The organism is Kitasatospora viridis, from assembly GCF_007829815.1.
Lineage (GTDB): Bacteria > Actinomycetota > Actinomycetes > Streptomycetales > Streptomycetaceae > Kitasatospora > Kitasatospora viridis.
Genome location: NZ_VIWT01000006.1, coordinates 117,787 through 130,136, shown reverse-complemented (window position 1 = coordinate 130,136; position 12,350 = coordinate 117,787). Strand labels below are relative to the sequence as shown.

The following is a 12,350-nucleotide window of genomic DNA, read 5'->3' as shown; positions in this document are numbered from 1 at the left end:
TGTTCAGACTCGACCGCGAAGTACCGATCAGTGGCCATGCGCGCCTCATGTACGAATACGCCCTGAATCACCCGGAGTGGACCGAGGACGAGGTCCGCAGCGTCTTCGCCTGGGGCCCCCGCGAGTTCGCCGAGGCGATCGAGCGGCTGGCCGGGCTCGGCCTGCTGATACCGAGCCCGGGCACCCCGAACGGCTGGTACTCCCAGCTCCCGCAGGCCGCGATGGCCGCGATGGCGAGGAACAGCCGCCAGCGGCTGGAGTCGGCCCTGGCCGCCGCGAACGACGCGCACGCCACCCTGGCCGGGACCATCGAGGCGATCGCCTCGATGCGGGTCGAGCAGACCGGCGATGTCTCGCTCGCCGAGCGGGGGCCCGAACTCGCCGCCCTGCTGGAGGAGGTGACCAACTCCGCGAAGTCGGAGATCCTCAGCATGCAGCCCACGCCGGCCCCCACCGCCACCCAGGCCAAGGAGGCCAGGGAACGCAACACGGTGGTGCTGCGGCGCGGGGTCTCGCTGCGGACCGTCTACCAGTTATCGTCCGCGTCCCTGCCGCACATGGCCCACCACCTGCGGCTGCTCACGGCCGCCGGCATGCGGGTCCGCACCCTGCCCACGCTGCCGGTGCGCATGATCATCGTGGACGAGGCACTGGCCGTCGTCTCGGCCGGCGCCCCCCAGGACGGGCGGGCCGCGGTGGTCCTGCGCTCGACCGCCGCGGTGGGCATCCTGTTGCAGATCTTCCAGCACACCTGGGACCACGCGCTGGACCTGCTCCCCCAGCAACTGGAACCGGCGCCCGCGGAGGACGGCCCGCCCGTCCGCGAGGGCCCGGAACAGGAGTTCACGGTGCGTCAGCTGGAAGTGCTCAAGCTGATGGCGGGCGGCGTCACCGACCTCGGGATCAGCCGCAAGCTCGGGCTGTCGGTGCGGACCGTGCGCCGGACCATCTCGGAGCTGATGGAGCGGTGCGGCGCGCAGAGCCGCTTCCAGGTCGGCTTCAGTGCCGCGCGGCTGGGCTGGATCGACGACCACCTCGCGCACTGAGCGCACCGGTTGCTTGCACCCCCCGGAGGGCGCAGCGGTCCCGGGGACCGCTGCGCCCTCCGCCCGTCACCAACCGTCACCAAACCTTCACAGTGCAACACCGGTACCACCCGTGTCAGCTGGCGAGCCGTCAGCTCCCGCAGGCACCCGCGGCGCAGGCGGCCTCCCAGTCGTGCGCGGGCGGCGCGGGCGGTTCCGCCCGCGGGGCCGCGGTGGCGGTCTCCGAGGCCAGCCGGGCCACCACGGCGTCGACCACCGGGGTGGGGCTCTCCCCGACGAAGTCGTTCACCAGCACGCTGAACACCAGGGTCCGACCGTCCGCCCGGTCCAGGTAGCCGGCCAGCGAGGTGACGCCGGTCAGCGAACCGGTCTTGGCGTGCACCCGGCCCTCGGCGGCCGTGCCGCGCAACCGGTCGGAGAGGGTACCGCCGACCATCCGGCGCGGGTCGCCGGCCACCGGCAGCGCCTGGTACCAGTCGGCGAACCACGGCCGGGTCCGGGCGTACCGGAGCAGCGCCACCAGCCGCCGACCGGTCGTCAGGTCCTGCCGCGACAGCCCCGAGCCGTCCACCTGCCGGGCCGGGGTCGGCTCCAGGCCGTTGCGGTGCAGGTCGTCGCTCAGCAGCCCCAGCCCCACCGGCCAGCTGCCCGAGCCGCCGCGCACCGCCCCGATCTCCTTGACCAGGTGCTCGGCGATGCCGTTGTTGCTGAGCTTGAGGAAGGGCGGCAGCAGCTCGGCGAGCGTCGGCGAGTCGTGCGCCGCCAGCACGGCGGCGCCGGCCGGGGCCGGCTGCTCGCGCAGGCCGCCGCGCACCGCGACGCCGTGCCGGGCCAGCGCGGCCGCGAAGACGGTGCCGGCCAGCCGGGCCGGGTCGTCGATCGCCACCCACTCCTCGGTCGGGCCCGCGCCGGCCGGCAGGCTGCCGGAGAGCACCAGCTCGTTGCCGCCGGGACGCCGGTCCACCTGCACGGTGCCCGCACTGCCCGGCGCGCCGGTGGCGACCTGCCCGCTGATCCGCACCGGTGCCTGCGCCGGGGTGGTCCGCACCGCAGCCGGTCGCCCTGACGCGGCGTCGGGCGTCAGGGTCAGGCGCACGCTCCCCACGTCGTCGTCGCTGTCGGTGGTGAGGGTGAGGGCGCTGATCTGCGGGCTGTAATAAGCGGCCTGGTCGTCCCAGGCCCAGGCCGCGCCGAGCGGCACCCCGTCGTAGCGCGAGGCGTCGGCCAGCACGCCGCCGGTCACCTCGGTCACCCCGGCGGCGGCCACCCGGGCGGCCAGCGCGTCCAGGTCGGACTCCTGCAGACTCGGGTCGCCGCCGCCGCGCAGCACCAGGTCGCCGTCCAGCCGGCCGCCGGTGCGCGGGCCGGCGGCCAGCACCTGGGTGCTGAAGCGGTGGTCCGGGCCGAGCAGGTCGAGCGCGGCGGCGGCCGTGACGGTCTTCAGGGTGGAGGCGGGCAGCAGCAGCGCGTCCGGGTCGTGCTGGTAGACCACCTGCCCGGTGGCCGCGTCACTGACCAGCACGGACACCCCGGCGCCGGCCAGCCGGGGGTCGGCGAGCAGCCGGTCCAGGTCGGCGCCGAGCGCGGGGGTCGCGGCGGGCGCCGAACCGGCCAGCAGCAGGGCGGTGAGGACGGTGGCCAGCGGCGCGGCGAGCCGACGGGCCGGGGTGCTCCACACGGTGCCTCCGGGGGTGGGCGGGCTTGGAGCTCCACCATGGCGAACGCGGGGCCCGGCCGGCGCCCGGACGCGCCGGGGCGGGGCCGGTTCGCAGTCCGGATGTAAAGGGAGATAGCGTCACCAGGTGCTTTTCCGCATCCTCTTCACCCGGCGCTGGGTGATCCTGACCCTCGTGTTCTTCGCGATCATCCCCGCGATGGTCCTGCTCGGCCGGTGGCAGTACCACCGGTACGAGGCGACCAACCGGCAGAACACCGCGACCGCTGCCGCCATGCAGTCCGCCCCGGTGGCGATGGACACCCTCTCGCACCCGGGCGGCAGCGTGCCCGCCTCGGAGACGTACCGTCCGGTGACCGCGACCGGGCACTACGACGCGGCGCACGAGTTCGTGGTCCGCCAGCGCACCGACGCCTCCGGCGACACGGTCGGGTACTACCTGGTCACCCCGCTGGTCACCGACCAGGGCGACGTGGTGCTGGTCAACCGTGGCTGGGTGGCCTCCGGCGCGGGCGCCGCCGACTACCCCGCCACGCCGCCGGTCCCCGCCGGCGAGCTGACGGTGACCGGCCGGCTGCGGCCGGACGAGACCTTCCGGCGCGAGATCGGCGGCCTGCCGGACCGGATGTTCCAGCGGATCAACAGCACCGACCAGGCCTCCCGGCTCAACCATCCGGTGGTCGCGGGCTACCTGGAGCTGGTCTCCACCAACCCCAACCCGCCGGCCGCCGACGAGGCCGAGCTGGTGCCGGGCCCCAACGTGACCGCCACCAGCGACGACGCGGTGGTCGGCAAGGGCGTGCACCTGCCGTACGCGATCCAGTGGTGGCTGTTCGCCCTGATGATCCCGGCCGGCTGGGTCGTCCTGCTGCGCCGCGACCTGCGCGACGCCCGCGAGCAGGAGGCCGCGGCGGCGGCCGCGGCCGGGCCGGGGCCGGAGGGTGTGTCGGAGGTTGAGGCCGAGGCGGTGTCGGAGGAGCCCGCGCCCGAGCCCGACCCCAGTCCGCGGTAGCACCCGTCCGACGGACGCACGGCGGGCCCCGGTTCTCGGTTCGAGAGCCGGGGCCCGCCGTCGTACGAGGTCACGGCCGGACCTGACGCCCCGTCACCTGCCGAAGGCGGCGGTGGCCGCCGGGGACGGCCGCCTGGAAGCATCCGGACCAGCGCCCGATCGAGTAAGCCGCCGCGCTCGTCGCTTCGGTGACCCCGTCCCGGCCCGTCGGGCTCCACCGGCTCCAGGAGCGCGCGGCGCAGTCGCCCTCGGCGTTCTGCAGGGCGCCATCCGGCCGGATGTCCGCCAGGTGCACGGTGCCGATCGGCGCGGACGGGTGCGGCCGGGCCGGGCCGCCGGTGAACCAGCCGGCGCTGAAGGCCTGGTCGAGCGGGGCGAAGAAGTTCCGCGCCAGCAGGGCGTAGCCCGCGTCGTCCGGGTGGACGCCGTCGGGCAGCTGGGTGCCGGGGTCCAGGCTGGGCGCGTCGACGTAGCTGAAGCGGCGCCCCTGCTGCTGCTCGGCGGGCTGCAGCTGCCGGAGCCGGCCGTTGTAGCCGGCGATGGCCTGGATCGGTGGCTGGTCGGGCTTCGGGTTCCACCCGGGCGTGGTCGGGATCAGGCCCTGCATGATGACGGTGACGCCGGGCCGGTCGGCGTAGATCCGGTCGAGCAGCCGGCGCGCCAGGTCCGCGGCCGTCGCGCCGTCGGTGCCGCCCAGCAGGTCGTTGATCCCGATGTGCAGCAGCACCACGTCCGGGTGGGCGGCCGCCAGCCAGCCGTCGACTCCACTGGCGATCTGACTGATCGTGTAGCCCGGGTGGCCCTCATTGTCGGGGTCGGCCATGGTGCCGCCCTGCTGGGAGCCGACGAGGTCGACGGCGTAGCGCGACTGCGCGGCGACCAGGCCTAGCAGGGGCCCGCGGTAGCCGTCGCCGTCGCAGCTGCCGGTGCCGTAGGTGATCGAGTCGCCGAGCGGCATCACCCGGACGACGGGCGGCGGGTCCAGGGCCGAGGCCGGGGTCGCGTCGGCGGGGCCGGTGGGCGCTGCCGACAGGGCGGCAGCGGCTATGAGGGTGACGAGGCGTGTCATGACACCACTCCACCGCGCAGGAGCCGGCCGGGGCTCGGGGACTCGGCCGGGCGAGTGGGCTTGAGGTTTCCCCGGGGCAAGGTTCTAGGTTCGAGGCATGGACGGACCCGAACTGATCACGGTCGGTCAGCTGGCGCGCCGCGTCGGCCTGACCACGAAGGCGCTGCGGCACTACGACCGGGTGGGGCTGCTGACGCCGGCCGAGGTCGACCCGGGCACGGGCTACCGGCTGTACCGGGCCGAGCAGGTCGAGCCCGCGCGGCTGGTGCACCTGCTGCGCTCGGTCGACGTCCCGCTCGACCAGGTGCGGCTGTGCCTGGCCGCGCCCGACGACCGGGAGGCGATCGAGCGGGTCCTGGTCAAGCACCGGCAGCGGCTCCAGGCCCGCCTGGACCGGGTCCGCTCCGACCTCCACCGCACCGACCACCTGATCCAGGACGGAGCCACCGCCGCCATGACCGAGCACGACGCGCAGCACCCCGCCGACACCCCGCAGGACGAACGGCGCCTCGCCGTGGACCTGTTCAACGGGGTGTGGCGGCTGCTGGAGCAGGAGGACCGCGGCCCCGAGGACGACGACCGGATGCTGCACATGGCCCACGCCTCGCGCCACCACTGGGGCCGGGTCGGCACGCCGGTGAACCTCAGCCGCGGCGAGTGGCAGTGCTCGCGCGTCTACGCCGTGCTCGGCCGGGCCGAGCCCGCGCTGCACCACGCCCGCCGCGGCCTGGAGCTCTGCCAGGCCCACGGCACCGGCGACTGGGACCTGGCCTACGCCTTCGAGTCGCTGGCCCGCGCGCACGCCGTGGCGGGCGACCGGGAGCAGGCCCGCGCCTGGACCGAGGAGGCGCTGGCCGCCGCCGAGGAGATCGCCCAGCCGGAGGACCGCGAACTGCTGCTCTCCGACCTGGAGTCGATCCCCGGCCAACCCCGCTTCTGGTGACCCGTCAGTCCTGCCCCCGTAGGAGCCCCACATGACCGCCCCCGCCCTCCCCGACCACGTCGAGCTCGCCCACCTGCGCAACCTGGCCAAGGAACTGCGGCTGGCCGTGCGGGCCGGCCGGCCCGGCGCCGCCGAGCGCGCGGCCGCCGCAGGGCCCGTCGACCCGGCCGACTTCTCGATCCGCGACGCTCAGCGGGTGATCGCCCGGGAGCACGGCTTCGAGCGCTGGTCGGACGTGGTCAGCGCGTTCGGCAGTCGTCGGCCGCACGCCCGCGACCTGCACCGCTGGTTCGCCGTCGAGCTCAACAACGCGCTGGGGGACCTGCTCTTCGACCTGTCCCCGGCCACCGCGCCCGCCGAGCAGGAGCGCGCCCTCTACCAGGCGTACGCCGCCTGTTACCACTGGCTGGAGGCGGGCGCCGAGGTCCAGCACGGCCGCGGCGAGTACACCATCGCGCAGACGGCGCTGGCGATCGGCCGCCCGGCGACCGGCGCCCAGCACGCCGCGCGCTACGCGGAGCTGATCGACCGCCACCCCGGGGCCTTCGCCGACTGGGACCGCGCGCTGGCCGCCGAGGTCGGGGCCCGGGCCGCCGCCGCCACCGGCTCCCCCGACGCGGCCCGGCTCAGGGCGCGCGCCCAGCGGCTCACCGACCGGGTCGCCGACCCCGAGACCCGGGCGGTGGTCCAGGACCGCCTGGACCGCGGGCCCTGGTTCGGCTGACGGGGCGTCACCCCGGCGACCACCGGCCGGGGTGATGGCCAGCTGTCACTGTCCGTGGACCCGTCACCCCGCCGCCGTGCTACGGTTTCGCGGTTGGACACCTGCACAACCGTGCAGATGTTCGGCAGCGCGCCAGGCAGCGAAGCCGGTGACGCCCGCGTGCTGCGGGCCAGTCCGGCGCTGTCCCGCAACTGTGAGGGCCACCGCCACGGCGGCCCGAGCCAGGTCGCCTCCTGCCGCGCTACGACATCGACCCTCGTGGGAAGGGGCGATCCGTCCGTGTCGGCGCGCCTGGCGCCGCCGTCCACGGGTTGGCCGCTTCCCGCCCGTACCGGAGGAAGCACCGCATGGCGCCCCACCCCGACCGTTCCCGCCGCACGCCGCTCGTCCGCGCCCTGACGACGGCGACGGCACTCGTCGCGGCCACCGCCGCGCTGGCCGGCTGCGGAAGCTCGGGGAAGTCCGGGTCCTCGACCGCCTCGACCGCCGCCTCCCCCGCCGCCGCCTCGTTCCCGGTCACGCTGACCCCGTCCAACGGCAGCGTCACCGTCAAGAGCCAGCCGCAGCGCATCGTCTCGCTCTCCCCGACCGCGACCGAGGACCTGTACGCGGTGGGCGCGGACAAGCAGGTGGTGGCCGTGGACTCGAACTCGAACTACCCCGCCGGCGTGCCGACCTCCAGCCTGAGCGGGCTGACCCCGAACATCGAGGCGATCGTCAAGTACCAGCCCGACCTGGTGGTCGCCTCCCAGGACACCAACGGCCTGGTCGCCGGGCTGACCAAGCTCGGCGTGCCGGTGCTGATCGAGCCCGCCGCCGCCAAGCTCGACGACGCCTACCAGCAGATCGAGCAGCTCGGCCAGGCCACCGGCCACACCACGCAGGCCGCCAAGACCGTGGCCGACATGAAGTCCAAGATCGCCGACACGGTCAAGCAGGCCGGCGGCAACCACAGCGACCTCAGCTACTTCTGGGAGGTCAGCGCCAACCCGTACTACTCGGCCACCTCCACCACCTTCGTCGGCCAGGTCGCCTCGCTGTTCGGGCTGAAGAACATCGCCGACGCCGCGGCCAAGGCCTCCGACGGCGGCTACCCGCAGCTGTCCCAGGAGTACATCGTCTCGGCGCAGCCGCAGCTGATCCTGCTCGCGGACAACGGCGCCAACGACGGCGGCCAGTCCCCGCAGGTCGTCGCGGCCCGGCCCGGCTGGAACACCGTCCCCGCGGTGAAGAACAACCAGATCGTCGGCCTGGACGACGACGTCGCCTCCCGCTGGGGCCCGCGCCTGCCCGAGCTGGTCTCGCAGATCGCCCAGGCGGTCCAGCACGCCTCCACCGCATCGGCGAAGTGACGGACGGCGGGGTTTCGCGGCTGTGAGCGGGCGTCGACGCGCGGTGCGGGCCTACGGCCTCGCGGTGGTCCTGCTGGCCGCCGCGGTGCTGGTCGGCGCGATGGTGGGCGCGGCGGACCTCGACCCGCTGGGCACGGCCGCCGCCCTGCTGGACAAGCTGCCGTTCGTGCACCTGTCCTCCGGGCTCGGGCCGTTGGACACCGCGGTGCTCTTCCAGATCCGGCTGCCCCGGGTGGTGCTCGGCGCCCTGGTCGGCGGGGCGCTCGCGCTGGCCGGGGCCGGCTACCAGGGCGTGTTCCGCAACCCACTGGTCGACTCCTCACTGCTCGGCTCCTCGGCCGGGGCCGGCCTCGGCGCGACCCTCGCGATCGTCTACCTCGGCCCCTCCGCACCCGCCGCACTGCCGGTGGCCGCGTTCGTCGGCTCGCTGGCCGGGGTCGCCGTCGCCTACCTGGCCGGCGCGGCCGGCGGGCCCGGCACCTCGACGCTGCTGCTCGCCGGGCTGGCCGTCTCGATGTTCCTGACGGCCGTTCAGACCTACGTGCTGCAGCGCTCCACCGAGTCGATCCAGCAGGTCTACACCTGGCTGCTCGGCTCGCTCTCCACCGCCACCTGGCACCAGACCTGGCAGGTCCTGCCCTACCTGGCGGTGTCCACCGCGCTGGTGCTGCTGCACGGCCGCCACCTCGACGTGCTCTCGGTCGGCGACGAGGAGGCCCGCTCGCTCGGCCTGCACCCGGGCCGGACCAGGCTGCTGGTGCTGGCAGGCTGCGCGCTGGCCGCGGCGAGCGCGGTCGCGGTGAGCGGGCTGATCGGCTTCGTCGGGATCGTCGTGCCGCACGCGGTGCGCCGGCTGGCCGGCTCCTCCTACCGCCTGGTGCTGCCGCTCTCGCTGCTGTTCGGCGCCGCCTTCCTGGTGCTCGCCGACACGGCGGCCCGCACCGTGGTGGCGCCGGCCGAGCTGCCGATCGGCGTGGTCACCGCGCTGATCGGCTCGCCGGCCTTCGTCTGGATCCTGCGCGCCACCCGGTCGGTGCGCACATGAGCGCGGACGGACTGGTCCTGTCCGGGGTCGACGTCGCCCTGGACCGCACACCGATCGTGCACGCCGTCTCCTGCTCGCTCGCCCCCGGCGGCTGGCTGGCCCTGATCGGCCCCAACGGCGCCGGCAAGTCCACCCTGCTGCGCGCCGTCGCCGGCCTGCTCCCGCACCGCGGCACGGTGCACGTCCACGGCACCGACGTCGGCCGCCTGCCCACCCGCGACCGGGCCCGCCTGATCGCCTACGTGCCCCAGACGCCGGTGCTGCCCCCGGACATGACGGTCCGCGACTACGTCCTGCTCGGCCGCACCCCGCACCTCGGCTACCTCGCCACCCCCGGCGAACGCGACCGCGCCACCGCCGCCCGCACCCTGGCCGACCTCGACCTCGCCCACTACGCCGACCGCCGCCTCGCCGCCCTCTCCGGCGGCGAACGCCAACGCGCCGCCCTCGCCCGGGCCCTGGCCCAGGAACCCCGCCTGCTCCTCCTCGACGAACCCACCTCGGCCCTCGACCTCGGCCACCAGCAACACGTCCTCGACCTCGTCGACACCCTGCGCCGCACCCAACCCCTGACCGTGGTCACCACCCTCCACGACCTCACCACCGCCGCCCAGTACGCCGACCACCTGCTCCTCCTCCACCAGGGCCGCACCGAAGCCGCCGGCCCACCGGCCGACGTCATCACCCAAGCCCTGATCGCCCGCGTCTACCAGGCCCGCGTCACGGTGACCCCCGACCCGGACGGCCGCCCGGTGGTGACCCCGCTCCGGGGACGCTGACGGGGCGTCAGCCAACTGATGTCATCACCCTGACCCGGTCGGCCACCGCGTCGAACCCGAGCAGCGGCTGCGTGCCCCCACCCTCGGGGAACAGCGGCACCGACCTGCCCAGCCGTCGGCCGATCGCGGCGAGGAACCCGCAAAGGACGTCCAGCCGCTGCTGCCCCTGGAGTTCCCGGAGGTCGAGGTCGAAGTCGATCTCCTCCTCCCCGAGGAACCGGAAGATCGCACAGACCCCGGGATCCGGCCACACCCGCAGGCTCGGGCACTCGGCGTCGGCCGGCCGGGACAGCACGGCCTCGGCCCGGGGCAGGGGCAGCACCGCGTCGCCCTCGGCGTACTCGAAGGCCCACCCCTGTTCCCCGACCAGGTCGAGCAGCGCCTGCCAGTCCGCCACCGTCGTGCCCTCGACGAACACGTCGGGCAGGCAGCCCCCGTCGGTCGGATCGAGCAGCCACGCGATCCTGTCGTCCCACACCAGATCAGCCATCCCACCATCGTGCCCGCCGGGACCGGCCGTGCCGAACGGGTTTTGTGAACGCCCTGAAGCTCCGCCCTGTGCCCCGTTCACCCGCCCGCTCTCGGGTCCGCCGTCACGTACCCGGCGGTCGCCAGTGCCGCCGGGCCGGTGCAGGGGGCGGAGGTCGGGGCGGGCCAGGCGTTGATGTCCAGGGTGCCCGGGTGGGGTTCGTTGGCGGGTTCGGGGGCGAAGCGGACGAAGATGCAGCCGCCGGTCGGCTGGGGAACGGCCAGTGCGGCCAGGCCCGGTGACGTGGCGAAGGCGGCGGAGGTCAGCGGCTGCGACGCGGGGGCGGTCGTGTGGAGCAGGTGTTCCGCCTGGTCGACGGTCTGCGGCAGGGGCGAGGGCAGGCCTTGCCCTCCGCTGCCGTAGGGCAGGGCCGCCTGCTCCACGCCCCACTGCCGGGTGGCCAGTTGGGCGGCCTGAGCGTCGGTCAGGCCGGGCGGGCAGTCGGTCGTCCGGTAGCCGCGGGCCGGGTTCAGGTAGGTGGCGGTGTACTGGTAGCAGCGCATCGTGGCCGGGCCCAGGTCCGTCTCGCCCTGGACGGTGGCGCGGACGGTGCCGGGGCCGAGCACGACGTCGAGGGCCAGTGTGGAGGAGGCCGTTCCGGGGGTGCCGGTCGCGGTGGCCGAGGTGACGAAACCGCCGCCGTACTTGGCGATCACCGCGACCAGCGTGGTCTGGGTCAGGGCGCCGCCGGTGCGCGCGTTGTCGAGCATCAGCTCGACGTCGCTCGCCCGCGCGTCCGTGGTCTTCGCCCCGGCCGGCGGCGTCCTCGCTCCGGCCGGTTGCGTCTTCGCCCCGGCCGGTGGCGGCGGGCTCGGCTCGGCGCAGCCGGTGAGCCCGACCGCCAGCCCGATGACCGTGAGCGCGCCCGCCCAGCGCACGCCTGCACCCCGTCGCATCCGCTCCCCCTCTTCCTCAGCCGTCACAACGGCTCTGTCACCTCCCCGGGTTCCCGCTGCGCCGCCAGGCGCTGCTCGGGCCGGGTGAACAGGTACCCGGCGGACGCGGCGACGGTGGCCGCCATGAGCACCAGCACCACCCGGAAGTCCACCAGGGCGATCAGTGCGGCGCCGGCGGCCATCGCGAGCACCTGGGGCACCGTCATGATGACGCTGAACCCGGCGTAGACGCGGCCGACCAGGTCGGGCGGGGTGTGGCGGAAGCCGATCGTGGTGAGCCCGATGGCGATCCACGGCATGCTGGCCCCGCAGAGCACCATGGCGACGGCCACCACCGCCACCGACGGCACGGTCTGGGCGAGGGCGCCGAGGCCGAAGGCGGTCATGCCGGCGGCGACCAGCAGGCCGTCGCCGATCCGCCGGGCGAGCCGACTCGCCGTCAGGCCGGCCAGTACCGCGCCGACGCCCTGGCCGACCAGCAGCACGCCGAGGAAGGCGGGCGGCCGGCCCAGCCCGTCACTGACCACGGCGAGCCCGACCGTCTCGGCCAGGCCCATCGCCACCATGGTCAGCGCAGCGCCGACGGTGAGCTGACGGAGCACCACGGTCCCGGCCAGGTGCCGCAGGCCTTCGGTGATCTCGGTGCGCCAGCCGCTGCCGCCGGGCGCGGGGGGCGCCTCGTCCAGTCGGACGGCGAGCAGGGTGGCCGCCGCGACCAGGAAGGTGCCGGTGTCGACCAGTACCACGGCGTGGGCACCCAGCGCCGCGAACAGCCCGGCCCCGGCCAGCGGGGAGACCAGGCGCAGCGACTGCTTGGCGGTCTGCAGCAGCCCGTTGACCTCGCTCACCCGCTCCTCGGGGACCAGCACGCGCAGCAGACCGGCCTGCGCGGGGTCGAGGAAGCTGTTCGACAGGCCGTAGAGCAGCATCGCCAGGTAGACCAGCCAGACCTGGCCGCCGCCGTGCACCAGCAGCAGCACCGGCAGCACGGCGGCGGTGGCCAGGTTGAGCACCAGCAGCAGCGGGCGCCGGCGGCAGCGGTCGGCGACCATGCCGCCGAGCGGGGCGCAGAGCGTGCCGACGATCACCAGGAAGAAGGTGAGCGCGGCCGCCGAGTTGCTGCCGGTCAGCTGCTTGACCCAGATCCCGGCGACCAGCCAGAGCATGGTGTCGCCGAGCACCGAGACGAGCTGGCCGAACAGGAACCAGCGGACGTTGCGGCCGACCGGCGGCCGCCGCCCCGTCACCTGATCGGCCGTCAGGTCAGCTGTCACGGTCAC

The 12,350-nt window shown here is 74.9% G+C and carries 11 protein-coding genes and 1 pseudogene; 7 read left to right on the top strand and 5 right to left on the bottom strand.

Annotation, left to right across the window (positions count from 1 at the left end):
* Positions 1 to 47: 47 nt before the first annotated feature.
* A complete protein-coding gene (locus FHX73_RS39650) occupies positions 48 to 1,046 on the top strand; it encodes a helix-turn-helix transcriptional regulator (protein ID WP_145910922.1) in 999 nt (332 codons plus the stop codon).
* Between the two features lie 130 nt (positions 1,047 to 1,176).
* Here FHX73_RS39650 and dacB read toward each other — a convergent pair whose 3' ends face one another.
* On the bottom strand, positions 1,177 to 2,724 hold the full coding sequence (gene dacB, locus FHX73_RS39645; protein ID WP_145910921.1) for a D-alanyl-D-alanine carboxypeptidase/D-alanyl-D-alanine endopeptidase: 1,548 nt from the start codon (positions 2,722 to 2,724) through the stop codon (positions 1,177 to 1,179).
* Between the two features lie 124 nt (positions 2,725 to 2,848).
* Here dacB and FHX73_RS39640 point away from each other — a divergent pair, with 124 nt between their 5' ends.
* Positions 2,849 to 3,733, top strand: coding sequence for an SURF1 family cytochrome oxidase biogenesis protein (locus FHX73_RS39640; protein ID WP_246214181.1), 885 nt, complete (start codon positions 2,849 to 2,851; stop codon positions 3,731 to 3,733).
* Between the two features lie 70 nt (positions 3,734 to 3,803).
* Here the strand turns inward: FHX73_RS39640 and FHX73_RS39635 are convergent, their stop codons facing one another.
* On the bottom strand, positions 3,804 to 4,802 hold the full coding sequence (locus FHX73_RS39635) for an SGNH/GDSL hydrolase family protein (protein ID WP_145910920.1): 999 nt from the start codon (positions 4,800 to 4,802) through the stop codon (positions 3,804 to 3,806).
* A 97-nt stretch (positions 4,803 to 4,899) separates the two neighbouring features.
* Between FHX73_RS39635 and FHX73_RS46885 the strand changes: the two genes are divergently transcribed.
* From FHX73_RS46885 to FHX73_RS39605, 5 genes and pseudogenes are all read left to right on the top strand, one after another.
* Entirely contained in the window at positions 4,900 to 5,745 is an 846-nt protein-coding gene (locus FHX73_RS46885; protein ID WP_246214180.1) for a MerR family transcriptional regulator, read from the top strand.
* 31 nt (positions 5,746 to 5,776) lie between these two features.
* Positions 5,777 to 6,469: a hypothetical protein gene (locus FHX73_RS39620; protein WP_145910919.1), complete on the top strand. Its 693-nt coding sequence runs from the start codon at positions 5,777 to 5,779 to the stop codon at positions 6,467 to 6,469.
* A 347-nt stretch (positions 6,470 to 6,816) separates the two neighbouring features.
* On the top strand, positions 6,817 to 7,821 hold the full coding sequence (locus FHX73_RS39615) for an ABC transporter substrate-binding protein (protein ID WP_145910918.1): 1,005 nt from the start codon (positions 6,817 to 6,819) through the stop codon (positions 7,819 to 7,821).
* A 22-nt stretch (positions 7,822 to 7,843) separates the two neighbouring features.
* Positions 7,844 to 8,866, top strand: a complete 1,023-nt coding sequence (locus FHX73_RS39610) for a FecCD family ABC transporter permease (protein WP_145910917.1) — start codon at positions 7,844 to 7,846, stop codon at positions 8,864 to 8,866.
* Positions 8,863 to 9,378, top strand: a pseudogene (locus tag FHX73_RS39605) (ABC transporter ATP-binding protein); the annotation flags it as partial. The gene FHX73_RS39610 and the pseudogene FHX73_RS39605, both read left to right, overlap by 4 nt.
* A gap of 274 nt (positions 9,379 to 9,652) precedes the next feature.
* Here the strand turns inward: FHX73_RS39605 and FHX73_RS39600 are convergent.
* From FHX73_RS39600 to FHX73_RS39590, 3 genes are all read right to left on the bottom strand, one after another.
* Positions 9,653 to 10,135: a hypothetical protein gene (locus FHX73_RS39600; protein ID WP_145910915.1), complete on the bottom strand. Its 483-nt coding sequence runs from the start codon at positions 10,133 to 10,135 to the stop codon at positions 9,653 to 9,655.
* Between the two features lie 77 nt (positions 10,136 to 10,212).
* Positions 10,213 to 11,070 carry a hypothetical protein gene (locus tag FHX73_RS39595; protein WP_145910914.1) on the bottom strand — a complete coding sequence of 286 codons (858 nt, stop codon included), beginning with the start codon at positions 11,068 to 11,070 and terminating at the stop codon, positions 10,213 to 10,215.
* 23 nt (positions 11,071 to 11,093) lie between these two features.
* Positions 11,094 to 12,350 carry an MFS transporter gene (locus tag FHX73_RS39590; protein WP_170305293.1) on the bottom strand — a complete coding sequence of 419 codons (1,257 nt, stop codon included), beginning with the start codon at positions 12,348 to 12,350 and terminating at the stop codon, positions 11,094 to 11,096.